This is a genomic window from Phaeobacter sp. HF9A (assembly GCF_011806385.1).
GTDB lineage: Bacteria > Pseudomonadota > Alphaproteobacteria > Rhodobacterales > Rhodobacteraceae > Epibacterium.
Genome location: NZ_JAATOX010000045.1, coordinates 1 through 23274 on the forward strand (window position 1 = coordinate 1; position 23274 = coordinate 23274).

Consider the following 23274-nt stretch of genomic DNA (forward strand, 5'->3'; position numbering starts at 1 on the left):
GATATTTCTGAAAAGATGAACCTCAGGCGGTGGTGGCCAGCGGCGCGTCGGAGGTGATGCCGCCGATGGCGCAGAGGTGGCGGACCACCTGATCCACGCCCTCGCCATGGCGCAGGGCGGTGAAGACAAAAGGCAACCCCTTGCGCATGCGGGTGGCGTCGCGCTCCATCACCTCGAGCGAGGCGTCGACATAGGGGGCAAGATCGGTCTTGTTGATGATCAGCAGATCCGAGCGGGTGATGGCCGGGCCGCCCTTGCGGGGGATTTCCTCGCCCGCGGCGACGTCGATCACATAGAGTGTCACATCCGCCAGTTCGGGTGAGAACGTCGCGGAGAGATTGTCGCCGCCGCTTTCGATCAGCAGGATTTCGATCTCCGGGTGGCGGTTTTGCATCTCGGCGACGGCGGCGAGGTTGATCGAGGCGTCCTCGCGGATTGCGGTATGCGGGCAGCCGCCGGTCTCTACGCCGATCACCCGGTCCTGGGGCAGGATCTGCTGGCGCATCAGCGCCTCGGCGTCCTCCTGCGTGTAGATGTCGTTGGTGATGACGCCGATGGAGTGGTGATCCTTCAGGGCGCGGGCGAGCTGGGCGGTGAGGGTGGTTTTGCCAGCACCGACGGGGCCACCGATGCCCACGCGCAGGGGGCCGTTGGGAGAGCTCATGAGCGGAAGATCCTTGAATATTGGGTTTCGTGGCGCATCGAGGCGATATCTGCGGCAAAGCTGGCGCCATGCAGATCGTCGAGCGTGCCCGCCAGGGCGGCTTCGGTCGCGGCGCGCATCTGCGGGCTGAGGGCGGCCAGACGCTGCTGGGCCTCCTGTTGGCCAAGCGCCAAGAGCCGTTGCCCGGCGGCGATGAGGTTGGAGACAAAAGCGTGCAGATACATCCCGAGGGTCAGATCCAGCGGGAGGTCATGCAGCCGCGAGGCACGTCCCAGCGCCACCGGATAGGTCAGCGCCGCAAGTGTATCGCCCCAGATATCAGCGGTGGTCTGGCAAAAGGCCGCGCCTTGCAGGTCGGTTTCGCGCAGGCGCTCTGTCGAGGGGCAGAAGGCGCGGGCGATGGCGTCAATCTCGGCCAGGTCTTCGGGCGTGTCTGCGCGATAGGCGCAGGCCAGGAGCTGCGCATCGGAGCGGGCACCACCGTGCGCCAGCAGGTCGCAGAGCCAATCGCTCAGCGTTGCGCTGTCGCCGACATGGCCGTCCGCCACCGCCATCTCCAACCCGTGGGAATAGGCGAAGGCCCCCACTGGATAGGCGGGCGAGAGCCATTGCATCAGCAGCAGGGCGGGTTCAGTGGTCATGATCGTGGCTGTGACCGCCGTGGGAGTGATCGTGATCATGCCCGTGGTGATGGCTGTGGCCATGTTCATGCGCATGGGTGCGACCATGGCCATAGGCGCCGCCTTCGGGGGTGAAGGGTTCCTCCACCTCGCGCAGATCCGCGCCCAGGTGGTTCAGCATGGTGCGGATCACATGGTCGCGCTGGATCAGCAGGCGGTGCTCTTCGATCTGACAGGGGGTATGGCGGTTGCCGATATGCCAGGCGATACGGGGCAGGTGGCTGGCGCGCACCTCCAGCAGCGGCTCCGTTGCGGCGATCACCGCCACCTCGCCGCCGCCCTCCAGGCAGAGCACCCCGCCCTGATCGAGCGAAGTCGTTTGCGGCAGGTCCACCAAGAGCTGCGCTCCGCTTTCGCAGGTCAGCACCTTGCGGCGCAGAAAGCGGGCGTCATAGTCCAGGATCACCCGCTCGCGGGGCTGGGCGTCATGGGCGTGGTCGTGATAGTGGCGGGCGGGCCGCATGGGGGCGCTCCTTTGCGGGCCCCCATGTTGCAGATGTCCTGTGTCCGGGCCGTGTGGCTCAGATGTACATGATGTCGCCAAAGACGTGTTTGACCACATCCTCGCGCTTCATGCCGCGTTTGGCCAGCTGCGCGTCCGAGAGCGCCATCAGTGCCTGCGCGCGTTTCACGCGGTCGTTGGCTTCGGCCATTTTCACCAGGCCGTTGCCGATGGCGCGAAAGAAACCGGCGATCAGTGCCAGCGGGTTCAGCGTGCTGTTTGTCTGTGCGTGTGTTGCGAATGCCATTGGGGGTTGCTCCTGTATCTAAGGCGTCCTCTCCCATGGCCACAACATAGCCGCAGTGCAGCAAATAGGTAAGCCTTTCTGACGCATTTCCGGCATGCGCCCGAGGCAAAGCTACTGTGTTTGTTGAAAATTTACGCATTCAATTCAGGGTCCTGATGGAATGATAGTCAAAACTGTCATCGCTGTCGCTGTAGATCGTGCGGGCGAGATACGACAGACCGAGCGCGGGCAGGTAGTAAACGATGTCACGATCGCCTGCCGGGTCGTCAACATAGCGAATCTCGACCGGAATCACATCATAGGTGCAGTCGCCATAGCTCTTTTGGATCGCAGGCTGGGGCGTATAGTGCTGCACCTCCTGCCCGAACTCGCCGATATTATTGACGGCAACGGTATAGCTCCAGCCTTGCCCGTTGGCGTCGGAGAGATCCGGCACACGAAGCTGATCCGGCGCAACCGGGAAGCTATAGGTGCTGCGGGTGCCCGGATCAGGAGCGCCGTCGTTCACATCCACCAGCTCCAGCACATATAGTCCCCGCGCCAGCAAGACCCGCGCAGCGCTGTTTGTGTCGCCAGCATAGCGATAGTGGCTCTCGATCAGCCCGGGGCGCTTTTGGCGGAAGATCTCGGTGTCCTCCTGATCAATATCAAAGGCGATGCCGCCGGTGGTCAGATCGGCGGCGGTGGGGCAGTCCGCCGCCCAAAGAGGCAGCGGCAGGACCAGCGCAGTCAGCAGAGCGGGCAGGCGGGGCATGGGAAGGCTCCTTTTGTGGCGATTTTCCTATACCCTAGAACAGGAAATAGCGCTGCGCCATGGGCAGTTCGGCTGCCGGCTGACAGGTCAGCAATTCCCCATCCGCGCGCACCTCATAGGTTTCCGGGTGCACCTCGATATGGGGCGTCGCGTCATTGAGTTTCAGCGCCGATTTGCCAATGCCGCGGGTGCCCTTGACCGCCAGCGTCTGTTTCGCCAGCCCCAGCTGTTTGCCGATCCCTGCCGCTTGCGCGGCCTCGGACACGAAGGTCACGGCGGAGTTCTCGACCGAGCGGCCATAGGCGCCCCACATCGGCCGCGAGTAAACCGGCTGCGGCGTCGGGATCGACGCATTGGGATCGCCCATCTGCGCACAGGCAATGGTTCCGCCCATCAGCACCATTTCAGGCTTCACCCCAAAGAAGGCCGGATTCCACAGCACCAGATCCGCGCGCTTGCCCACCTCGATCGAGCCGATCTCATGGGCAATGCCATGGGCGATGGCCGGGTTGATGGTATATTTCGCCACATAGCGACGAACGCGGAAGTTGTCGTTCTCGCCGGTCTCATCCGCCAGGCGCCCGCGCTGTTTCTTCATCTTGTCGGCGGTTTGCCAGGTGCGGATGATCACCTCGCCGACGCGGCCCATGGCCTGGCTGTCGGAGGCGATGATCGAGAAGGCCCCCATGTCATGCAGGATATCCTCGGCGGCAATCGTCTCGCGCCGGATGCGGCTTTCGGCAAAGGCGACGTCTTCGGGGATGGATTTGTCCAGATGGTGACAGACCATCAGCATATCCAGATGCTCTTCCAGCGTGTTGACGGTGAAGGGGCGGGTCGGGTTGGTGGAGGAGGGCAGCACATGCTCCTCGCCGCAGATCTTGATGATGTCGGGGGCATGGCCGCCGCCCGCGCCCTCGGTATGAAAGGCGTGGATGGTGCGGCCCTTCATCGCCTTCACGGTGTGTTCGACAAAGCCCGACTCATTGAGCGTGTCAGTATGGATCATCACCTGCACATCCATCGCATCGGCCACGCTGAGGCAGCAGTCGATGGCGGCGGGGGTGGTGCCCCAGTCCTCGTGCAGCTTCAGCGCGCAGGCACCGGCGTTGATCTGCTCTTCCAGCGCGGCGGGCAGTGAGGCATTGCCCTTGCCCGCAAAGGCGAGGTTCATCGGAAACGCATCCGCCGCCTGCATCATGCGACCAAGGTGCCAGGCACCGGGGGTACAGGTGGTGGCCAAAGTGCCATGGGCTGGCCCGGTGCCTCCGCCCAGCATGGTGGTAAGGCCGGAATGCAGCGCGTCCTCGATCTGTTGCGGACAGATATAATGGATATGGCTGTCAAAACCGCCCGCCGTGAGGATGCGGCCCTCGCCCGCGATCACCTCGGTGCCGGGGCCGACGATGATGGTGACGCCGGGCTGGGTGTCGGGGTTGCCCGCCTTGCCGATGGCATGAATGCGCCCGTCCCGCAGGCCGACGTCGGCCTTGTAGATGCCGGTCCAGTCTAGGATCAGCGCATTGGTGATCACCGTGTCCACGGCGCCAGCGGCGCGGGTGGCCTGTGATTGCCCCATGCCGTCGCGGATCACCTTGCCGCCGCCGAATTTGACCTCTTCGCCATAGGGGCCGGTGAGGTCGCGCTCCACTTCGATAATCAGATCGGTATCGGCCAGCCGCAGCTTGTCGCCCGTGGTGGGGCCATACATGGCGGCATAATCGGCGCGGGAAATTTTTGCGGGCATCAGCTGTCTCCGATGGCGTGTGTCAATTGCGGGAGGCTTTGTCCGGGGCCTCAGCCCCGGATCGCGCCCGACCCGCCCCCCTGGGCAGGCGCGATTGGATCGCCCCCACCCATGGGACGGGCGCGATCCTCAGCGGATCACCTGCTGGTTAAACCCATAAACCCGGCGCGCGCCACTGATCGGGATCAGCTGTACTTCGCGGCGCTGACCGGGCTCAAACCGCACGGCGGTGCCGGCGGCGATATCCAGCCGCAAACCGCGAGCGGCGGCACGGTCGAACTCCAGCGCCGGGTTGGTCTCGGCGAAATGATAGTGGCTGCCGACCTGCACCGGGCGGTCGCCGGTATTGGCCACCATCAGCGTCAGCGCCTCGGCGCCGTCATTCAGCACCAATTCGCCTGCGGCAGGGATGATTTCTCCGGGGATCATGGCTTTTCCTCCTTAGCCAGCGATCATCAGTGCCGAGCCGGCAAGCACGACCAGCCCACCCAGCGCACGGGTGACGACGGGAGCGCGCTGCGCGATACCGAGGCCGCCCAAAACGCCCGCCGCATGCAACAACGCCGTCGCAAGCGCAAAGCCCGCCAGATAAGGCAGTGCCTCAGCGCTCCCGAGTTCTGCGCCGTGAGCATGGCCGTGGAACAAGCCGAACAGTGCGGTCAGACCAGCGGCAGTCATCAACGGCAAGCGCAGGGCCAGCGCGCAAAGCCCGCCCAAAACCAGCACCGAGGCCAGAATCATCGGCTCCACGAAAGGCAGGCCAACACCGGCCATCGCCAGCAGAAAGCCCACCGCCATCGCCCCGACAAAGGCGACCGGCAGCGCCGCCAAGGCGCGACGATCATCGGACCGGCCAGCCAGCGTCACCGCCCACAGCCCGACGGCGATCATGGCCAGGATATGGTCTGCGCCAAACACCGGGTGGCTCACCCCTGCAACAAAGGAGCCATGCTCGGTTGGATCCAAATGGGCCAGCGCAGGACCAGCGGTGAGGGCGAGGGCAGGGGCGAGAGCAAGCAGTCGTTTCATCGTTGGCGTCTCCAGACAGGACATTAGCGAATGGGGTTATGCACGGTCACCAGCTTGGTGCCGTCGGGAAAGGTGGCCTCGACCTGAACCTCGTGGATCATCTCGGCGATGCCCTCCATACATTGGTCACGGCGGATGACCTCGGCGCCCGCCTGCATCATCTCCGCGACCGAGCGACCATCGCGGGCGCCCTCGACCACCGCGTCGGTGATCAGGGCAATCGCCTCCGGGTGGTTGAGCTTGACGCCGCGCGCCAGCCGTTTGCGGGCCACTTCGGCGGCCATCGCCACCAGCAGCTTGTCTTTTTCTCTTGGGGTCAGGTTCATCTCAAAGTCTCCAGCAGCGCGGCAGGCCGTCATCGGCCAGCCGGTCAAGAATCGGAAGCAGGCTCTGGCGTAGGAGAAAACTATCCACCGCCAGCAGCCGCAGGTGCAATAGATCCGGTGCCAGCAGCGAGGCCCCGCCAAGCGCGCTGCCCCCCTCGGGCAGGGCGGCGCGGATCCAGTCCAGCGCTGTTTCGGCCTCGGGCGCGGCAAAGACCAGCGTTGCCATGGCACCCGTCGGGGCCGAGAGCACGCCAGCGGTGCCGGGGCGCGCCAGGGTCGTGGCGATGTTGCCCGACAGGCGAATGGCATCGTGATAGATCCGGCGCCCGTCGCGAAAGATCTCCACCCGGTCCTGAAACCGCGCGGCGCTCAGCTGCTCGCCCATGGCGGCGCGGCCAAAGACCAGGGGTTCCACCATCAGGAAGCGTGCATCACTGGCCAGATCGGCGCGCAGGCTGCGGCGATAGCCGCTTTCCTGAAACAAGATGGTTTCCTGCGGCAGCCAATTGAGCCGCGCGCCATGTTCCATCACCAGCGTGGTCTGCATGATGCCGGTCTGATCCGGCTGGGCGCGATAGGCGCGTTCGGCGGCCTGGGTGGTCAGGGTCAGCTGGCTTTGCACCCCGGCGCGGGCCGAGAGGGCAAAACGGTCGCCGCCGGTAATGCCACCGGCGGAATTGATCATCACTGCCTCGACCGGCGGGCGGCCCTGTGGGAACAACAGTTTGAGCGCGCCCGACTGATGCAGCTCGTCCAGCGCCACCTGGCCATCGTCGCGCCGCTTTGCCGACACATGCCCACGCCCGATCGCACGCGGCTGGGCCCCGGTAGAGACCTCGGTGACGGGTCTCTCTGGCGTCGTGATACGGGCGATATCGTTGATCGTCCCTCTCCCCAAATGCGCGGCGGCACAGCCCGCTGCCTCTGTCGCGTTAATGAGCAGTTTTCCCGGATTGGTCGCAAAACTGCTATGATTCAACGCAAATTTACAATCCAGGATGAGCTACTTGCACAGCATTGCGGCACTTGTGGTGAAAATCGCCCAAGAATTGCGCAACCGGGGTTTCGGACATGTCCCGACCGGCCTGGCAATTGCAAAGCGATGCGGCAGTGCAGCACCTTTAAGCGGGCCAGGCGCGGCAGATATCCGGCAGAGACATCACCCGCGCATGGGCCTGAAACAAGAACCAAAGCAACAACAAGAACCAAAGCAACAAGACGTGTGACGGCCTTTCCGACTTGCAGCTCGATCAAGCCGCCACACTGAAATGCAACAACAGTTGCAGGCGTCAAAGGTATCGCCCCGCTGCCCAACCGGCAAGCGCCTGATGCCCCATGCGCCCTGCATGGAGGGAATGTTATGACTTTTCTGAAAAACACCGCCGCCAGCGTGCTGGCCCTGACCCTGGGCGCGGGCGCTGCGATGGCTGCGGATTGCCCGATCAAGGTGGGGGTTCTGCACTCGCTCTCGGGCACCATGGCGATCTCGGAAACCACGCTGAAAGACACCATGCTGATGCTGGTGAATGACCAGAACGAAGAAGGCGGCCTTCTGGGCTGTGAGCTGGAAGCGGTTGTCGTGGATCCGGCCTCTGACTGGCCGCTGTTCGCCGAAAAGGCGCGCGAGCTTCTGACCGTGCATGATGTCGATGTGATCTTTGGCAACTGGACCTCGGTCAGCCGCAAATCGGTGCTGCCGGTGATCGAAGAGCTGAACGGGCTGTTGTTCTACCCGGTGCAATATGAGGGCGAAGAGAGCTCCAAGAACGTGTTCTACACCGGCGCCGCCCCGAACCAGCAGGCGATCCCGGCGACGGATTACTTCCTTGATGAGCTCGGCGTTGAGAAATTCGCGCTTCTGGGCACCGATTACGTCTATCCGCGCACGACCAACAACATTCTGGAAAGCTATCTGAAATCCAAGGGCATCGCAGAGGAAGACATCTTTGTGAACTATACGCCCTTTGGCCATTCTGACTGGTCCAAGATCGTGTCCGACGTGGTGGCGCTGGGCGCGGATGGCAAAAAGGTCGGGGTGATCTCCACCATCAACGGCGATGCCAATATCGGATTTTACAAGGAACTCGCGGCGGCCGGGATCTCGGCGGATGACATCCCCGTCGTGGCCTTCTCGGTCGGCGAGGAAGAGCTGTCGGGGCTGGATACCTCCAACCTGGTCGGGCATCTGGCGGCCTGGAACTACTTCCAATCCGCCGATACCGAGGCCAATGCGGAGTTCGTCGCCAAGTGGAAGGATCTGATGGGTGAAGAGCGCGTCACCAATGACCCGATGGAGGCGCATTACATCGGCTTCAACATGTGGGTGAACGCGGTCAAGGCGGCAGGCACCACCGATGTGGATGCGGTGCGCGCGGCGATGTATGGCCAGGAATTCCCCAACCTGACCGGCGGTACCGCGGTGATGGGGGTGAACCACCATCTGGCGAAACCGGTGCTGATTGGCGAAATCCAGGACGACGGTCAGTTTGATATCATCTCTGAAACCGATCCGGTTCCCGGCGATGCCTGGACCGACTTCCTGCCGGAATCGGCGGTTTTGGTCTCCGATTGGAAGGATCTCGGCTGCGGCATGTACAACACCGAAACCAAGACCTGCGTGCAGATCAAATCCAACTACTGATTTTGCAATCATGACCTGCCCCGGGCGCGACCTGCGTCCGGGACACCACAAGATTTATCCCGCACCCATCGGGTGACAACAGGGTCGGACCCTTCCTATGACACAGCTTCTCCACGCCTGCCGCGCGCTGTTCTGCGTTGCGTTGCTGACACTTGCCCAGATCTGCGCCGCGCAGGACAGCACGCCTGACACCGTGCAAGTCAGCCCGCTGCAAGACGTGCTGCAAGCGGATGCGGCACTGATCGCCAAGGCCTCACGCAAGACCATCGGCCCGGTGATCGACCGCATCGCGGACTCGGGTCTGCCTGCTGCCGCGGGTTTTCTGTCGGACTGGCAGGAGAAAAACATCTGGCAGCGCAAGGCGGATGGGCTGTTCTTTCGCGGCGAGGAAGTGGCCGACCGCCTCTATGCGCTGCGCGATCTCGACAGTGGCCTGATCGTCGGAGAATCCCCCAAGGATGATCTGAACCAGCTGAAACCCAACAGCGGGGTTCGCGGCCTGATCGCCACCGCGCTGGTGCGCTTTCAGCTCTCCGATCCCGATCCGGTCACACGGGCCGAGGCCCTTCTGGCCATTGAGCGCCGCCCCGGTGCCGAGTTGCTCGCCCCGCTACGCGCCTCCATCGCGGCAGAGCCGGACGCGACCCTCAAGGCCCGCAAGCAGCGCATCGAGCGGCTCCTGACCATCGGCTACGGGCAGGACCCGGCAGACCGCATCGCGGCGATCCGGGCGATGCCCACGGATCTGGGCGTGGACGTGCGCGCGGCGCTGAACCCGCTGGTCGCCACCACGCTGACAGTTGCCCAAAAGCTGCCCGACGGCGCCAATCTGGCACGGATACTGACCCCGGGCAGCGCGGATCTGACCCGGCTCCAGGCTTACGACATGCTGGTCGAGGCCAATCTGGCGCCGCGCCGCGCCACATCGGCAGAGATCAAGACGCTGCTCGCCGATCATATCGAGGGCGGCCAGGTGGGCGGCGTTGCCCTCATCCGGCTGAGCGATCCGCAGGCGCGCGCGCTCGCCTATCAGGCGCTGGCCGGCCAGGGCCTGCTGCCGCCGCTGGTCACCGATGCCGATATCGACAGGGCACTGGCGGCGCATGTCTTCTTTGAAACCTATGCCGAACCCAATGCCGATGTGACCGCAGCGGCCGAGCTCGCGCTCGCCAGCATTGCCACCCGCGTCGGCCTCAACCAATCGCTGGACCTCGGGCTGGATGCGATCTCGCTGGCCTCGATCTATTTCCTCGCGGCCATCGGCCTTGCCATCACATTCGGCCTGATGGGGGTGATCAATATGGCGCATGGCGAATTCATCATGATGGGCGCCTATACCGGCTATGTGGTGCAGCAGGTGATCCCCAATCATACCGTTTCCATCCTGCTTGCGATCCCGCTGGCCTTTGCGGTGACCTTTGCCGCTGGCGTCGCGATGGAGCGGCTGGTGATCCGTCACCTCTATCACCGCCCGCTGGAAACCCTGCTGGCCACTTTCGGCATCTCCATCGCCTTGCAACAGCTGGCCAAGAACATCTTTGGCACCCAGGCCCGCCCGCTCACCGCGCCCGATTGGCTCGACGGCGCGCTGGTGATGAATGACGTGCTGGCGATCAGCTATATCCGCATCGCCATCTTTGTGCTGGCGCTGATCTTCCTGGCCTTCTTTCTGTTTTTGATGAAGCGCACCCGACTGGGGCTGGAAACCCGCGCGGTGACGCAGAATCCGCGCATGGCGGCGGCGATGGGCATCAACCCGGGACGGGTCAACATGCTGACCTTCGGGCTCGGTTCCGGCATTGCCGGCATCGCCGGTGTCGCCATCGGACTCTACGCCAAGGTCACCTCCGAACTCGGCGCCGATTACATCGTGCAAAGCTTCATGACCGTGGTGGTCGGCGGCGTCGGCAATATCTGGGGCGCGCTGCTGGGGGCGACCATGATTGGCGGCCTGCAAAAAGGCATCGAGTGGCTGAACCCCTCCAATACGCTCGCCGCACAGACCTATATGATCATCTTCATCATTATCTTCATCCAGTTCCGCCCGCGTGGGATCATCGCGCTGAAGGGCCGGGCGGCAGGAGACTGACCCATGACACGCCGATCCCAGTTTCATCTTTTTGCAAATATCCCGGGGGGCGCGGGGGGCTGGCCCCCCGCCGACAAAGGACAGGCCAATGCGTAAATCCTTTATCGCCCAAAACCCGTCGATCCTGATCTTCCTGGCCTGCCTCGCGCTCTTCACGCTTTGTGTGACGGTGCTCTCCGAAGGAGCCGGCGCGGGGCTTATCTCGACCAGCTTCATCAAGACGCTGGGCAAGACGCTTTGCCTCTGTCTGGTGGCGATCGCCATGGATCTGATCTGGGGCTATTGCGGCATCCTCAGCCTCGGACATTTCGCCTTCTTCGGGCTGGGCGGCTATATGATCGGCATGTGGCTGATGTATGCGCGCACCGAAATGATCGTGCAAAACGCGCTGGCGCAGGGGGGGATCCCGCCCACCCCGCAAGAGATCACCGACGGCATCGGCAGCCAGATCTTTGGCGTTGTCGGCAGCTCGGATTTCCCGCTGATCTGGGCCTTTGCCGACAGTCTGACCCTGCAATTGCTGCTGGTGGTGCTGGTGCCGGCCGTGCTGGCCCTGGTGTTTGGCTGGCTGGCGTTTCGCAGCCGTGTGGCGGGGGTGTACCTCTCGATCCTGACGCAGGCGATGACGCTGGCGCTGGCGCTCTACCTGTTTCAGAACGATTCCGGCCTGCGCGGCAACAACGGGCTCTCGGGGCTGCAAAACCTGCCCGGTGTCACCGCCCCACAGGCGCTGGTCTCCATGTGGTTCTTCTGGGCCTCGGCGCTGGCGCTGGGGCTGGGCTATCTGCTCAGCGCCTGGGTGATTTCCGGCAAATTCGGCTCTGTCATTCGCGGCATTCGCGACAACGAGGCCCGGGTGCGCTTCCTCGGCTACCCGGTGGAGAGCTTCAAGCTGATGCTCTTCACCCTCACCGCCATGATCGCCGCCATCGCGGGCGCGCTTTATTATCCGCAGGCTGGCATCATCAACCCGGCAGAGATCGCACCGATTGCTTCGATCTACCTCGCGGTCTGGGTCGCCATCGGCGGGCGCGGGCGGCTTTATGGCGCGGGGCTGGGGGCGGCTTTTTTCAGCCTTGTCTCAACCTGGTTCACCGGCGGGCAGGCGCCGGACATCAACCTTGGCTTTTACACCATTCAATGGGTGGACTGGTGGCAGGTGATGCTGGGGCTGTCCTTTGTCCTGGTGACGCTCTTTGCCCCCAAGGGCATCGGCGGGCTGTTTGATCTCTTGCAACGAAAGAACGACGCATGACCCAGATGAACACACTATTGGAGGTCTCCGGCGTTTCCGTCTCCTTTGACGGGTTCAGGGCGATCAACAACCTGAGCTTTCAGATCGGCCCGGCGGAGCTGCGCGCCGTCATTGGCCCCAATGGGGCGGGCAAGACCACATTCATGGATATCGTCACCGGCAAGACCCGTCCGGACGAGGGGCGGGTGCTGTTTGGCGAGAAATCCATCTCGCTTCTGTCGATGTCAGAGGCCAGGATCGCCCAGGCCGGGGTGGGGCGAAAGTTTCAGAAGCCCACGGTGTTTGAAGATCAGAGCGTGCGTGAAAACCTGATGATGGCGCTGAAGGCGCCGCGCAGCTGGTGGGCGGTGCTGCGGTTTCGCGCTGCCGCGCAGGATATCGCGCGGGTGGAGGAACTGGCCGAAGAGGTCGGGCTGCGCTCGGAGCTGGACCGCACCGCCGGTGAGCTCAGTCACGGGCAGAAACAATGGCTGGAAATCGGCATGCTGCTGGCGCAGGAGCCGCGCCTGCTTTTGGTGGATGAACCGGCGGCGGGCATGACCCCCGAAGAGCGCGCCCATACCACCGACCTGCTGATCGAGGCAGCCAAGACCCGCGCCGTGGTGGTGGTGGAACATGATATGGAGTTCGTGCGCCGGCTGAATTGCAAGGTCACCGTGCTGCATGAGGGATCGGTGCTGGCCGAAGGCGGGCTGGATCACGTGACCGCCAACCCGCAGGTCATCGACGTATATTTGGGGCGCTGAGCGATGCTGGATCTGAAAGATATCACCCTGCATTATGGCCACAGCCAGATCCTGAACGGGATCTCGATGCAGGCCGATGTGGGCGAGGTCACCTGCGTTATGGGCTGCAACGGGGTCGGGAAAACCTCGCTGATGAAGGCGATCACCGGCGCCCATGCGCGTTCCGGTGGGCGCGTGCAGCTGGATGGCGAAGAGCTGGGGGTGCTGCCCGCTCATGCGCTGGCGCAGAAGGGCATCGCCTATGTGCCGCAGGGGCGCGATATTTTTCCGCTGCTGACGGTGAAGGAAAACCTTGAAACCGGCTTTGCCTGCCTGCCTGCGGATCAGCACCAGATCCCGGATCATATCTTTGCGCTGTTTCCGGTGCTGAAAGAGATGATCGCCCGGCGTGGCGGCGATCTGTCGGGCGGGCAGCAGCAGCAGCTGGCGATCGCCCGGGCGCTGATCACCCGACCAAAGCTTTTGGTGCTGGACGAGCCCACCGAGGGCATTCAGCCCAATATCATCACCCAGATCGGAGAGGTCATCAAATTGCTGCGCGATCAGGGCGAGATGGCGATCGTTCTGGTGGAGCAGTATTTCGACTTTGCCTATGGGCTGGCGGATCGCTTCGTGGTGTTGCGCCGGGGCGAGGTGGTGCTGGCCGGCAAAAAAGACGAGGTGGACCGCGAGGCCCTGCTGGAGGGCGTATCTGTCTGATCTGATGCGACATCGGGTGAGGCCGGGCGGGGGGGGGGGCGCTCCCGCCCGTTTTGCCTGCATTAAAATGCCGTCAAAACCGTTGGGCGTGGCGGCGCGCTGCGGGCGTGATCCTGAGCGCGTGCACAGAGGCGGATCGTGGCATTTCCCTTCCGGTGGTGCGGGGGTATGGTTCTTGCAGACTCGCGGGTGGGGGCCGATTGCGCCTTGCTCGTGGCGATTTCAATTGCGAGCAACAGCAGGACGACAGGCACGTGGAAGATCAACAAGCGCAGGTAACCGTAACCGATCACCTTTGGATCCCATTGCCCGATGGCCGTCGTCTGGCCGCGCGGCTATGGCTGCCTGCGGGTGCGGGGCCATTTGCCACCATTCTGGAGTATCTGCCCTATCGCAAACGTGACGGCACCGCGCCGCGCGATGCCACCACGCATCCGGTTTTTGCCGCCAATGGCTATGCCTGCATCCGGGTGGACATCACCGGCTCGGGCGATAGCGACGGGCGCTTTGATGACGAGTATTCCGAGCAGGAGTTGTCGGATGGCGAGGCGGTGCTGGACTGGATCGCAGCGCAGCCCTGGTCCACCGGCAAGGTCGGCATGATCGGGATTTCCTGGGGTGGTTTCAATGGCTTGCAGATGGCCTATCGCCGCCCCGAAGCGCTGAAGGCGGTGGTCTCTGTTGCCTCGACCGTGGATCGCTATGCGGATGACATCCACTATATGGGCGGCTGCCTGCTGAGCGACAACAAGAACTGGTCGAGCCAGATGTTCGCCTATATGACCCGGCCGCTGGATCCCGCCTTGCGCGCGGATTGGCGCGAGGAATGGCTGGGGCGGATCAATGATCTGCCCTTCATGGGGGCGGAGTGGCTGAAGCATCAGACCCGCGATGATTTCTGGAAACATGGCTCCGTCTGCGAGGATTGGTCGGCGATCACCGCGCCGGTTCTGGCGATCACCGGCTGGGCCGACGCCTATGTCAACGCCCCGCCCGCCATCGCCGCCAAGATGACTGCTGCGCCCGGCAAGGCGCTGATGGGGCCATGGGAGCACCGCTATGCGCATATCTCCCAGATCGAGGCGGCGGATTTTCATGGCGAGGTGATCCGCTGGTTCGATCAATATCTGAAAGGCGCGGAGAGCGGCGCCGATATGCTGCCGGATTACCGCGTCTTCATGCAGGAGTTCACCCCGCCCAGCCCCAAAAACCTGCCGCAAAACGGCCGCTGGGTGGCCGAAGCGGAGTGGCCTTCGCCCAATGTGCAAGAGATCACCTGGCCGCTCAGTGATGGCGGCTTTGCCGAGGTGGCACAGGCGGGTGAGGGCACCGTGGCCCACCCCGCGACCCCGGGCGCGGCGGCGGGGGATTTTTGCCCCGGGATCCGCATTGATAACGAACGGCCCATTGACCAGACAGCGGACGATGCGGCCTCCCGCTGTTTTGACAGCACACCGCTGCAAGCGCCGATGGAGATCCTGGGCCGTCCCCGGGTGCGGCTGGCCTTCAGCGTTGACAAGCCGGTGGCGCAGGTCGTCGCGCGGCTCTGCGATGTGGCGCCCTCGGGGCAGTCGCAGCGGATCACTTACCGGTCGCGCAACCTCTGCCATGACGACAGTCACGAGGTCGCCACCAAGCTGGAGCCCGGCACACGGTATGAGGTGGAATTCGAGCTCAACGAATGTGCCCATCGGCTGCTGGCGGGCCATCAGCTGCGGCTGGCGCTCTCGACCTCCTACTGGCCCATCGTCTGGCCCGCGCCGGAGCCGGTGGAGATCACCCTGCACCTTGAGGGCTGCGCGCTGATCCTGCCGGAACGCCGGGTGACGCAAGAGATCGACCCGCAGGCGCCCGCGCCGGCACGGGAGTATCCCACCTATGAGGCCGAGGTGCTGGAGGCCCCCTGGGGCGAGGCGGAAACCCGGGTGGAGGCGGATGGCACCCAGGTGCTGGAAACCTACGACAGCTATGGCGATGCGCGTAACGCCAGCCATGGCCAGCGCGTCAGCAGCAATGTGCGCATGCGCTATGCCATCCACCCCGTTGATCCGGCCACCGCGCGGTTCGACTGCAACTGGGTGTTCAACTTTTCGCGCGAGGAGAGCGACTGGGCGGTGCGCATCGAAACCGACAGCCGGATGACCTGTGACAGGGAAAACTTCTACCTCTGGCGCAGGGTGGTCGCCAAGGAGGGCGAGGAGGTGGTGCTGAGCCGTGAATGGCAGGAGGAGATCCCGCGCGGGGTGCTGTGACCGGAACGGCAAAAGGGGTGCGGGTTGACCGCACCCCCTAGGGTCTGGCCCGGACAGCTGGCTGACCAGCTGTCCGGGCCTTGGGACGCGAACCTCAGGACTTGGTCCTCAGGACGCAAGCCTCAGGATTCGGGCCTCAGGATTCGGGCAGGGCGCGGGGGTTGAATTCGCACATCGCACCTGCCTGGGTCATTGCCTGCTCAAGGCCGTTCAGCGAAAACTTGCCATAGAGCCAGGTCTCCCCCTCGGCAGCACGGTCCACCGCAAAGCCGAAATCGCTATTCGCGGACATCATCTCGGAGAGCAGCTCGCCGACAAATCCCCCCGTCAGGCTGGCGCCATAGGTGAAACCGGGGCCGGTATAAAAGAACATCTCATCCCCGAGCCAGCTTTGTTCGTCGCCGATATAGAGCGAGACGGAATCTGTGATATCATTCCAGGGCGGCTCGGATTCATCCGGGGTCCAGGGGATGTAGATATAGTCGAAACTGGCGTTATAGCCCTTCTTGTCGAAGGCAAATTCGAGATAGCCACTGGTGTCGCGCGCCGAGGACAGCGTGTAGACATGGCAGCGATTGCCCTTGAAAACAGCGGCCCAGTTGCCGGCCTCGGCAAAGAGACCTGAGGCGTGGCTCAGGCTGGCAACAAGGGACAGCGCGGCAGCGCCGAGAAGGGGTTTCAACATGAATAATGTCCTCGCGAAAAATGATGCTGCGCAACAATAGGCGGCAATATATTCAGAGTTGTTAATATGGCTGGTGACGCGGCCCAAGGGGAAAAACGGGGCGCCTGGATCTGCGGCTCACTCCTCCGGGGTGACGTGGATGGCGAATTGCTCCAGCCCGGCGGATTGGGCTTCGATCACGCGAAAGCTCTCGCGCACCCCGGCCTCGGTCAGCTCGCGCGCGACGGTCAAGAGCGTATTGGGGGCGTGGTCTTCGCAAAGGTCGGCCATATGGTCGAGCTCGGCCTCGGCCACCGGGCGGGCGGTCTTCATGTCAGGAGCGCCGTAGATCTCGATGAAATGCTGGGCCAGCTGTTCAATCAGCGCGGTGGCCTCGCTGCTTTCGATCTGGGTCACCGCGACAAAGGTCACCCTTCCGCCGGTCTCCAGCCCCATCCAGCCATTGGCAAAGGCCTGGCGCTGCTTGCCGACCAGATCGCCCTCGCTCCAGTTGGAGAATTCAAAGCCGCCGGATATGCACCATTCGCCGGTGCGGGCGGGGTTGGCAAAGACATTTCTGTCGCTCTCGTCAAAATGGATGGCACGGGCCAGTTTCATCGCAAGTCTCCGGTCAGTCTCGCAGCAGGACGCTGCTGAGCGGGATCAAATGGGTGGTTGTCTCGTCACGCAGCAGCATGCCGAAATCCTCGTCAACGCCAAGGAAGCTGCCCTGCAACCCGTTGCGGCTGACCTCCTCACCAATGCCATGGGCGAGGCCGCGCCAGTCGGCGTGCAGCGTTTTCAGGTCGCCCTCGTCCCAGCGGTTGATCCAATGCAGGCAATGGCGCGTCCAGCTTTCCAACAGGCGCGGGGCAGAGACCTCGGCGCAGCCCTCGGCATAGAGCGCGGTCTGATCCGGGCTGTCACCGGCATCACCGGCGTCGCCATCGCCTTCGGGCCAGAGCGGCAGCGTGAGCCCGATCACCAGCCAGTCGGGTTGCTCTGTCGGGTCCTCATGGCTGGCGGCCACACACAGGCCACCGCAGCGCGCGCCGTTGATGCGCAGCCCGCCATCCCAGTCCAGATGCACCGCAACCTCGGGCGGGGCGAGGGCGCCAAGCGCGTTCTGAAAGCCAAGCCCGCAGACCGGCAGCATCGCCATCGCCTTTTCCAGCGGCACCTCGGGCGCGAGCACCAGCGCGGCGCGCAAGTAATCCGTACCCAGCTGGTAGACCACCAGTCCGGCATCCACGCCCAGCTCGGCCTTCTGGCAGGCCAGATCAAAGGGATCCTGCCCGGGCCCGGCGGCCTCGCCCGACATCAGGGGCGGGAAGGTGACCGGCTCGCTCATGCGGCGCCGCGCTCCACCAGCCCGGCGGCAATGTCCTGAAACGCCTTGGCCTGCGGGCTGTCGGGTTTGGACACCACGATGGGCGCACCGCCGTCCGCCGCCAGACGCACATCCAGATGCAAGGGCACCTCGGCCAGAAGCGGTACATTCATCTTGGCCGCCTCGGCGGCAACGCCGCCATGGCCAAAGATATGTTCCTCATGGCCGCAGTTGGAGCAGATATGGGTGGACATGTTCTCGATCAGGCCAAGGATCGGCACGTTGAGCTTCTGGAACATGTCGATGCCCTTGCGTGCGTCGATCAGGGCCACGTCCTGCGGGGTGGAGACCACGATGGCCCCGTCCACATGTGCCTTCTGCGCCAGGGTCATCTGCACATCGCCGGTGCCCGGCGGCAGATCCACGATCAGCACGTCGAGCGCGCCCCATTGCACCTGCATCATCATCTGTTGCAGCGCCCCCATCAGCATCGGGCCGCGCCAGACCACGGCCTGGTCGTCATTGGTCATCAGGCCGATCGACATCATGGTGACGCCATGGTTCCGGAGCGGCAGGATGGTCTTGCCATCGGGGCTGGCTGGACGGCCGGAAACCCCCAGCATGCGCGGCTGGCTGGGACCATAGACATCCGCATCCAGCAGGCCGACACGCCGACCCGCCTGTGCTAGCGCGCAGGCCAGGTTGGCCGAGACGGTGGATTTGCCGACGCCGCCCTTGCCGGAGGCCACAGCGATGATGCGATCCACGCCGGGGATTTTCTGCGGGCCCTGCGGCGCTGCCGGTTTGCTCGGTTTCAGATCCGGCGGCGGCGCCTTGGTGCTATGGGCCGTCATCAGCGCCGAGACTTTCTCCACCCCCGGCAGATTGGTCACCAGCGCCTCGGCCTGTTCGCGGATCGGCGCATAAAGTTCGGATTTGGCCGGGTCGATTTCCAGAACGAAACGGATATTGGCCCCCTCAAGGGTGAGGGCGCGGACGATCCCGGCGGCAACGATATCGCTGCCGCTGACGGGGTCAGAGAGGGTCTTGAGGGCGTCGAGGACGGCGTCGCGGGTGATGGACACGCGGGTCTACTCCTTGGGTTGGGTCCTGTCTTGCAGGTCTTTGTGTCTTTCTGGTCTGCGCTCTGGGTAACATGCCGGAGCGGGGTGGACCATCCGCCGCGCTCAATGATCGCGGCGTTTGCTGAGGTAGTCGTCCGTGGTGCGCACGCGGGGGCGTTCTTTGCTGGCAATGGGAGACCCCTGCTGGTGGAACTGCGCGTTCACGCGGCAATTGTCGCACATCTGGATCATCCGAGCAGCCTGCGGATTGGCAAACATCGCGTGTTTCCCGGCGAGTTTCTCGGTGATCTTCTCGACGGTGGATTTCACCCCAAAGAGCGCGCCGCATTCGATGCAGGCAAAGGGCTCTTCCTCGTGCAGAACAACCTGATCCAGCGCGGCTGAGGCAAGGTTCAGGCGCGGCTCCAGGGTGATGGCCTTTTCCGGGCAGGCGCTGGCGCAGATGCCGCATTGCAGGCAGGCGTCCTCCTGAAAGCGCAGCTGCGGCAGGTCCGGGTTGTCCCCCAGCGCGCCCGAAGGGCAGAGCGACACGCAGGACAGGCAGAGGGTGCAGGCCTCGGTATCGACCAGCACCGCCCCATAGGGGGCAGCCTCGGGCAGGGGCAGGGTCACATTTGCGTCGTTCAGCGCCTGTGCGGCCTGCCGGGTGATCTGGCGCCGCGTACCCATGGGGCGCAGTGGCGTGGCCACCGGGGCGGGCAGCGGCGTGTCCGCATAAAGCGCGTCACAAAGCGCGCCGGGCTCTGCAACATCCAGCAGGCGGGCAGAGCCGGGGGCGATGGCATTGGCCAGCTCGATCTCGTGCTGTTGCACCTCCAGATCGCTGCGCGGGCCGGGCAGCAGGGCAACCTCCAGGAAACCGGCGGCGCGGGCGGCCAACAGCTCAGCATGGCCAAAGCTGTTCAGCGCCTCGACCTCCAGCGGGATCACGGCGGCGGGCAGGCCGCGATCAAAACGGGCGGCAAGGCGGATCATCTCGCCGCCGTGGCCGTCCACCACCAGAAGGCGCGGCGCCTGTCCGCCCGCGTCGAGATAGGCTTTGGCCAGGGTCTGGATGCGGCGAAACAGGCTGTCCGCTGGCGGTGCGTCATAGCTGATCGCGCCCGAGGGGCAGAGCGAGGCGCAGGCGCCGCAGCCGGCGCAGATCATCGGGTCGATGGCGACATGATCGCCAGCGGATGTGATGGCGCCGGTGGGGCAGGCGTCCAGACAGCGCGAACAGCCGCTCTGGCTGGCGCGGGAATGGGCACAGAGCAGCGGCTCGGATTTCACATAGAGCGGTTTTTCAAAGGTGCCGACCAGCTGGCTGGCGGCGAGGATGGCATCGGCCACGGCCCCCGGCGATTTGGGGTCGGCCCGCAGATAGCCCTCGCGTTTTTCCGGTGCCGGGAACAGTGGCGCGGCGCCACTGAGGTCGAGGATAATATCGCATTCCGAGCGGCCGCCATCGCGGGGCGGCCCCCAGGACCAGTCACGCCCGGTGATATCGAGCGATTGCAGCGCGTCCACCGTCACCGCAAAGCCGCCAAGCGCACCGCGCGCGCTGCGCAGCCGGCCGCGGATTGCGTCGAACCCGCGCGAGGTCGGTGCCGCATCCGTGTCGCTCAACAGCACCGTGACGGCCAGGATGTCCTGAAGCTTTTCCGCCGCGGCCAGCGCGACCTCTGCCGGGCCGAGGATCAGGCAGAGCCCCTCGCTGATCACGTCCAGCGTCTTGGCCGCGGGGCCGGTCAGCTGCGCCTCGGCAACCAATGCGGACATTTTGGGTATCATCACGCCGGGGTTTGTGGCCTCAACCGACCATCCCGCCCGGTCGCGCAGATCGAGAAACAGCGGCGGTTCCACCCCGATTTCACCGGCCAATTCGGCAAAAAAGCGGCTTTCCTGCGTGCAGCAAAAAACTGCGTCCGGGGTCTGGAGCGCGGCCAGCGCGGCCTCGGATTCGCCAGTGCAGAGCGCCGAATGCACCTTGGAGCAGGCCAATCCGCAAGCTGTCGAGAGGGCCTCGGAATCGAGTGGCTGCGATCCAGAACAATCACACAAAATCAATCGTTTGGACATTGTTTCCTCGCTGGCGGTCGGGCTGGCAGATTGGGCCGGGAGTGGCGGTTTGGGCCTCACTCTAGGCATGATTCCGCCGGATCGTAAACCACCGCAAAAGTGAACGTTGCTGCCCAGGGTGGGCGCGGACCCTTACGTGATTCGGCTTGTGATCAGCAAAATTGAATGCCTGATAAAAAAACTAGAATTAGACAATTCGTCCAGCCTTGGGCTTGCGTGCCCCGAACCATGTCCAAATTGTCCACTGCTGCTGAAAATGCGGGCGTGATGTGAACTGTGTGCTTTTGTATGCGGGGCGGTTTGCGGCAATGTTACGGACAGCAAGCGCCAAGGACAGAACGTGGAGCAGACAGTCGCAAAGATGGATGTGATGCCGCTGGGCATCGTCATCCGGCGCAGGCCGGGGGTGACCCGATGGCAGCGCTGGTCCTGGAAGGTTGTCGCGGTGCTGCCCGGTGCGGCGGCCGCGGATTGGGCCCTGCTGCGCGAAGAGGGCGAGAGCTGCGAGTTCCACGCCGCCACCCTGCCGCTGGAGTTGCACCGCGCCGATGCCGAGGCATACATGCAGGGGCTGAGCGCCAATCCGCCCAGCGTCTATGTGGTGATGCGTCCCGGCAGTGACAGCCGCCCCGAGGTGACGCTGGTCACCGCCTCCCCCTATGAGGCGCAGGATTACGCCGATACCGGCGAGGAGCAGGTGGAGAAGGTCACCATGCCGCTTGGGCTGGTGGCCTGGGTGCGCGATTTTACCCTGGCGCATTTCAAGGCAGAGGAATTCAAGAAACGCCGCCGGGATCGCCAGCGGGTCGATCTGGAAGAGGACGGCGTCGGCGATGCGCGCATTCCGCAGCTGACGGATGTCTACCGCGCTCCGGTGAAAGCGCGAAAGGAGCGGCTGCAATGAGCGCGCGGAATTTCTGGTCCCGTCGTCGTGCCGCCGTCGAGGCGGAAGAACTGGCCGAGGCCCGCGCGCTTGCGGAGGCAGAGGTGGCCGAGCGCGAGGCTGCATTGGCCGAGCGGGACGATGCCGATATCCTGGCCGAGCTGGAGCTGCCGGACCCGGATACTCTGGGCGAGGGGGATGATTTCAAGGTCTTCCTGAGCAAGGCGGTGCCGGCCCGGATCAAGGCTCGCGCGCTCCGGCGTCTCTGGGCGAGCAACCCGGTGCTGGCCAATGTGGACGGGCTGATTGATTACGGTGAGGATTTCACCGATGCCGCCATGGCGGTGGAGAATATCCAGACCGCCTATCAGGTCGGCAAGGGCATGACCGCCCATGTGGAAGAACTGGCGCGGCAGGCGGAGCAAGAGGCGGCAGAGGCCGCCGGGGAGGCGGAGACGCCCGAGGCGAATGATGCCCCGGAGACGGATCTGGATGACGCGACCGGGCGCGACGAGGCCGAATCGCTGGCACAGGATGTCGCACAGGCGGATCGGCACGTCCTGCCACCCAATACCGATGATACACCCGCTGCTCTGGTAGAGGGCGACCTGGCAGAGGACGATCTGGCACTGGCCCCACCGCCGCGCCGGATGCGCTTTGCCTTTGACAGCGCGGGAGAGACCCTATGAGTGAGGAGAGCCGGATGAGTGATGCAGCGCTGACGGTGCCGGATGCGGCCCCGGCCGTCGCCACGGAGGACCGCCTGCGCGCGGATCTTTATAACTACCTCGGGCTGATGCTTGCGGCCCCGCCTGACGAGATGTTGCTGGCGCAGACGGCGGGGCTTTCGGGCGATGAAACGCCCTTGGGTCAGGCGATCACCCAGCTGGCGCGGGTGGCGAAACGCACCAAACCCGCCGGGGCGGAACGCGAATTCAACGCGCTGTTCATCGGCCTCGGGCGTGGCGAACTTCTGCCCTATGCGAGCTACTACCTGACCGGCTTCCTCAACGAAAAACCGCTCGCGGTGCTGCGCAACGACATGCGTGCGCGCGGCCTGAGCCGGGCGGAGAACGTGTTTGAACCCGAAGACAACATCGCCTCCCTGATGGAGATGATGGGCGCGCAAATCGTGGGCCGCTTTGGCCCTGCTGCCTCGCTGGAGGAGCAAAAGACGTTCTTTAACAAACACATCGGCCCCTGGGCCGGGCATTTCTTTGCCGATCTTGAGGCTGCCAAGACCTCGGTGCTGTATGCATCGCTGGCCTCGGTGGGCCGCGCTTTCATGGAGATCGAGGCAGAAGGATTTCGGTTGGGGGGCTGAGCGGCCCGCGAACCAGAAGAGGCGCGCGGGGAGCGTGCGCAGGGGAGGGCGGACCAATCGCCCGTCGGATCACATGGAGGAGATCCATATGTCCCGGAAAGAAGAAGGCGCCAGCCGCCGCGACTTTCTGAAATTGGCTGCAACCACCACGCCGGTTGCGGCTGTGGCTCTGGCCACCACCGGAGGCGAGGCCGAGGCCGCAGCCCCGGACCTGACATCGAACACGATGCAGGATACCGCGCATACCCGCGCCTATTACGACAGCACCCGGTTCTGATCGGTTGCCCTTCATGCCT

The 23274-nt window shown here is 64.2% G+C and carries 25 protein-coding genes; 10 read left to right on the forward strand and 15 right to left on the reverse strand.

The window, feature by feature from the left end; genetic code table 11:
* Nucleotides 1-22 precede the first annotated feature (22 nt).
* From ureG to HCZ87_RS10125, 10 genes are all read right to left on the reverse strand, one after another.
* Nucleotides 23-664, reverse strand: a complete 642-nt coding sequence (ureG, locus tag HCZ87_RS10080) for an urease accessory protein UreG (RefSeq protein ID WP_167643628.1) — start codon at nt 662-664, stop codon at nt 23-25.
* Nucleotides 661-1305, reverse strand: coding sequence for an urease accessory protein UreF (locus HCZ87_RS10085; RefSeq protein WP_167643654.1), 645 nt, complete (start codon nt 1303-1305; stop codon nt 661-663). Before HCZ87_RS10085 ends, ureG begins: the two co-directional genes overlap by 4 nt.
* Complete coding sequence (gene ureE / locus HCZ87_RS10090) at nt 1295-1807, reverse strand: urease accessory protein UreE (protein WP_167643629.1); 513 nt, start codon at nt 1805-1807, stop codon at nt 1295-1297. The genes HCZ87_RS10085 and ureE overlap by 11 nt, the downstream gene beginning before the upstream one ends.
* A 58-nt stretch (nt 1808-1865) precedes the next feature.
* Nucleotides 1866-2093 carry a DUF1127 domain-containing protein gene (locus HCZ87_RS10095; RefSeq protein WP_167643630.1) on the reverse strand — a complete coding sequence of 76 codons (228 nt, stop codon included), beginning with the start codon at nt 2091-2093 and terminating at the stop codon, nt 1866-1868.
* A 139-nt stretch (nt 2094-2232) separates the two neighbouring features.
* Nucleotides 2233-2847 carry a hypothetical protein gene (locus HCZ87_RS10100; protein WP_167643631.1) on the reverse strand — a complete coding sequence of 205 codons (615 nt, stop codon included), beginning with the start codon at nt 2845-2847 and terminating at the stop codon, nt 2233-2235.
* A 34-nt stretch (nt 2848-2881) separates the two neighbouring features.
* Nucleotides 2882-4594 (reverse strand): urease subunit alpha, encoded by a 1713-nt coding sequence (gene ureC, locus HCZ87_RS10105; protein ID WP_167643632.1) that lies wholly within the window; start codon nt 4592-4594, stop codon nt 2882-2884.
* 129 nt (nt 4595-4723) lie between these two features.
* The gene (locus HCZ87_RS10110; RefSeq protein ID WP_167643633.1) at nt 4724-5023 is read right to left on the reverse strand and encodes an urease subunit beta; all 300 of its coding nucleotides are present in this window, start codon (nt 5021-5023) and stop codon (nt 4724-4726) included.
* 12 nt (nt 5024-5035) lie between these two features.
* Nucleotides 5036-5623 carry a HupE/UreJ family protein gene (locus tag HCZ87_RS10115; protein WP_167643634.1) on the reverse strand — a complete coding sequence of 196 codons (588 nt, stop codon included), beginning with the start codon at nt 5621-5623 and terminating at the stop codon, nt 5036-5038.
* Between the two features lie 23 nt (nt 5624-5646).
* Entirely contained in the window at nt 5647-5949 is a 303-nt protein-coding gene (locus HCZ87_RS10120) for an urease subunit gamma (protein ID WP_167643635.1), read from the reverse strand.
* 1 nt (nt 5950) lies between these two features.
* On the reverse strand, nt 5951-6928 hold the full coding sequence (locus tag HCZ87_RS10125) for an urease accessory protein UreD (RefSeq protein ID WP_368484111.1): 978 nt from the start codon (nt 6926-6928) through the stop codon (nt 5951-5953).
* A 381-nt stretch (nt 6929-7309) separates the two neighbouring features.
* On the opposite strand from HCZ87_RS10125, the gene urtA reads away from it, so the two are divergent.
* The 6 genes from urtA to HCZ87_RS10155 all read left to right on the forward strand — a co-directional run bounded on the left by urtA (nt 7310) and on the right by HCZ87_RS10155 (nt 15631).
* Nucleotides 7310-8590, forward strand: a complete 1281-nt coding sequence (urtA, locus tag HCZ87_RS10130) for an urea ABC transporter substrate-binding protein (RefSeq protein ID WP_167643636.1) — start codon at nt 7310-7312, stop codon at nt 8588-8590.
* A gap of 97 nt (nt 8591-8687) precedes the next feature.
* Nucleotides 8688-10679, forward strand: coding sequence for an urea ABC transporter permease subunit UrtB (gene urtB, locus HCZ87_RS10135; RefSeq protein WP_167643637.1), 1992 nt, complete (start codon nt 8688-8690; stop codon nt 10677-10679).
* Between the two features lie 88 nt (nt 10680-10767).
* The gene (locus HCZ87_RS10140; protein WP_167643638.1) at nt 10768-11934 is read left to right on the forward strand and encodes an urea ABC transporter permease subunit UrtC; all 1167 of its coding nucleotides are present in this window, start codon (nt 10768-10770) and stop codon (nt 11932-11934) included.
* 5 nt (nt 11935-11939) lie between these two features.
* Nucleotides 11940-12680 (forward strand): urea ABC transporter ATP-binding protein UrtD, encoded by a 741-nt coding sequence (gene urtD, locus HCZ87_RS10145; RefSeq protein ID WP_167643656.1) that lies wholly within the window; start codon nt 11940-11942, stop codon nt 12678-12680.
* 3 nt (nt 12681-12683) lie between these two features.
* Nucleotides 12684-13379 (forward strand): urea ABC transporter ATP-binding subunit UrtE, encoded by a 696-nt coding sequence (gene urtE, locus HCZ87_RS10150; protein WP_167643639.1) that lies wholly within the window; start codon nt 12684-12686, stop codon nt 13377-13379.
* A 254-nt stretch (nt 13380-13633) separates the two neighbouring features.
* A complete protein-coding gene (locus HCZ87_RS10155) occupies nt 13634-15631 on the forward strand; it encodes a CocE/NonD family hydrolase (protein WP_167643640.1) in 1998 nt (665 codons plus the stop codon).
* Between the two features lie 136 nt (nt 15632-15767).
* Here the strand turns inward: HCZ87_RS10155 and HCZ87_RS10160 are convergent, their stop codons facing one another.
* The 5 genes from HCZ87_RS10160 to HCZ87_RS10180 form a co-directional block, all read right to left on the reverse strand.
* The gene (locus tag HCZ87_RS10160; protein WP_167643641.1) at nt 15768-16316 is read right to left on the reverse strand and encodes a hypothetical protein; all 549 of its coding nucleotides are present in this window, start codon (nt 16314-16316) and stop codon (nt 15768-15770) included.
* 117 nt (nt 16317-16433) lie between these two features.
* Nucleotides 16434-16913 (reverse strand): DUF6505 family protein, encoded by a 480-nt coding sequence (locus tag HCZ87_RS10165; protein ID WP_167643642.1) that lies wholly within the window; start codon nt 16911-16913, stop codon nt 16434-16436.
* 13 nt (nt 16914-16926) lie between these two features.
* On the reverse strand, nt 16927-17646 hold the full coding sequence (locus HCZ87_RS10170; protein ID WP_167643643.1) for a biotin/lipoate--protein ligase family protein: 720 nt from the start codon (nt 17644-17646) through the stop codon (nt 16927-16929).
* Entirely contained in the window at nt 17643-18710 is a 1068-nt protein-coding gene (locus HCZ87_RS10175; protein WP_167643644.1) for an Mrp/NBP35 family ATP-binding protein, read from the reverse strand. The genes HCZ87_RS10170 and HCZ87_RS10175 overlap by 4 nt, the downstream gene beginning before the upstream one ends.
* Nucleotides 18711-18812: 102 nt before the next feature.
* The gene (locus tag HCZ87_RS10180) at nt 18813-20771 is read right to left on the reverse strand and encodes a 4Fe-4S binding protein (RefSeq protein ID WP_167643645.1); all 1959 of its coding nucleotides are present in this window, start codon (nt 20769-20771) and stop codon (nt 18813-18815) included.
* A 370-nt stretch (nt 20772-21141) separates the two neighbouring features.
* Between HCZ87_RS10180 and HCZ87_RS10185 the strand changes: the two genes are divergently transcribed.
* The 4 genes from HCZ87_RS10185 (at nt 21142) to HCZ87_RS10200 (ending at nt 23255) form a co-directional block, all read left to right on the forward strand.
* Nucleotides 21142-21675 carry a DUF3305 domain-containing protein gene (locus HCZ87_RS10185; protein ID WP_167643657.1) on the forward strand — a complete coding sequence of 178 codons (534 nt, stop codon included), beginning with the start codon at nt 21142-21144 and terminating at the stop codon, nt 21673-21675.
* Entirely contained in the window at nt 21672-22343 is a 672-nt protein-coding gene (locus tag HCZ87_RS10190; RefSeq protein WP_167643646.1) for a DUF3306 domain-containing protein, read from the forward strand. Before HCZ87_RS10185 ends, HCZ87_RS10190 begins: the two co-directional genes overlap by 4 nt.
* Nucleotides 22344-22357: 14 nt before the next feature.
* The gene (locus tag HCZ87_RS10195; protein ID WP_167643647.1) at nt 22358-22978 is read left to right on the forward strand and encodes a molecular chaperone; all 621 of its coding nucleotides are present in this window, start codon (nt 22358-22360) and stop codon (nt 22976-22978) included.
* A gap of 88 nt (nt 22979-23066) precedes the next feature.
* Nucleotides 23067-23255, forward strand: coding sequence for a twin-arginine translocation signal domain-containing protein (locus tag HCZ87_RS10200; RefSeq protein WP_167643648.1), 189 nt, complete (start codon nt 23067-23069; stop codon nt 23253-23255).
* Nucleotides 23256-23274: the final 19 nt, after the last annotated feature.

Coding starts and splice junctions, on each gene's coding strand:
- ureG (WP_167643628.1), bottom strand. CDS start 664: ATGAGCTCTCCCAACGGCCCCCTGCGCGTGGGCATCGGTGGCCCCGTC.
- HCZ87_RS10085 (WP_167643654.1), bottom strand. CDS start 1,305: ATGACCACTGAACCCGCCCTGCTGCTGATGCAATGGCTCTCGCCCGCC.
- ureE (WP_167643629.1), bottom strand. CDS start 1,807: ATGCGGCCCGCCCGCCACTATCACGACCACGCCCATGACGCCCAGCCC.
- HCZ87_RS10095 (WP_167643630.1), bottom strand. CDS start 2,093: ATGGCATTCGCAACACACGCACAGACAAACAGCACGCTGAACCCGCTG.
- HCZ87_RS10100 (WP_167643631.1), bottom strand. CDS start 2,847: ATGCCCCGCCTGCCCGCTCTGCTGACTGCGCTGGTCCTGCCGCTGCCT.
- ureC (WP_167643632.1), bottom strand. CDS start 4,594: ATGCCCGCAAAAATTTCCCGCGCCGATTATGCCGCCATGTATGGCCCC.
- HCZ87_RS10110 (WP_167643633.1), bottom strand. CDS start 5,023: ATGATCCCCGGAGAAATCATCCCTGCCGCAGGCGAATTGGTGCTGAAT.
- HCZ87_RS10115 (WP_167643634.1), bottom strand. CDS start 5,623: ATGAAACGACTGCTTGCTCTCGCCCCTGCCCTCGCCCTCACCGCTGGT.
- HCZ87_RS10120 (WP_167643635.1), bottom strand. CDS start 5,949: ATGAACCTGACCCCAAGAGAAAAAGACAAGCTGCTGGTGGCGATGGCC.
- urtA (WP_167643636.1), top strand. CDS start 7,310: ATGACTTTTCTGAAAAACACCGCCGCCAGCGTGCTGGCCCTGACCCTG.
- urtB (WP_167643637.1), top strand. CDS start 8,688: ATGACACAGCTTCTCCACGCCTGCCGCGCGCTGTTCTGCGTTGCGTTG.
- HCZ87_RS10140 (WP_167643638.1), top strand. CDS start 10,768: ATGCGTAAATCCTTTATCGCCCAAAACCCGTCGATCCTGATCTTCCTG.
- urtD (WP_167643656.1), top strand. CDS start 11,940: ATGAACACACTATTGGAGGTCTCCGGCGTTTCCGTCTCCTTTGACGGG.
- urtE (WP_167643639.1), top strand. CDS start 12,684: ATGCTGGATCTGAAAGATATCACCCTGCATTATGGCCACAGCCAGATC.
- HCZ87_RS10160 (WP_167643641.1), bottom strand. CDS start 16,316: ATGTTGAAACCCCTTCTCGGCGCTGCCGCGCTGTCCCTTGTTGCCAGC.
- HCZ87_RS10165 (WP_167643642.1), bottom strand. CDS start 16,913: ATGAAACTGGCCCGTGCCATCCATTTTGACGAGAGCGACAGAAATGTC.
- HCZ87_RS10170 (WP_167643643.1), bottom strand. CDS start 17,646: ATGAGCGAGCCGGTCACCTTCCCGCCCCTGATGTCGGGCGAGGCCGCC.
- HCZ87_RS10180 (WP_167643645.1), bottom strand. CDS start 20,771: ATGTCCAAACGATTGATTTTGTGTGATTGTTCTGGATCGCAGCCACTC.
- HCZ87_RS10185 (WP_167643657.1), top strand. CDS start 21,142: ATGCCGCTGGGCATCGTCATCCGGCGCAGGCCGGGGGTGACCCGATGG.
- HCZ87_RS10190 (WP_167643646.1), top strand. CDS start 21,672: ATGAGCGCGCGGAATTTCTGGTCCCGTCGTCGTGCCGCCGTCGAGGCG.
- HCZ87_RS10195 (WP_167643647.1), top strand. CDS start 22,358: ATGAGTGATGCAGCGCTGACGGTGCCGGATGCGGCCCCGGCCGTCGCC.
- HCZ87_RS10200 (WP_167643648.1), top strand. CDS start 23,067: ATGTCCCGGAAAGAAGAAGGCGCCAGCCGCCGCGACTTTCTGAAATTG.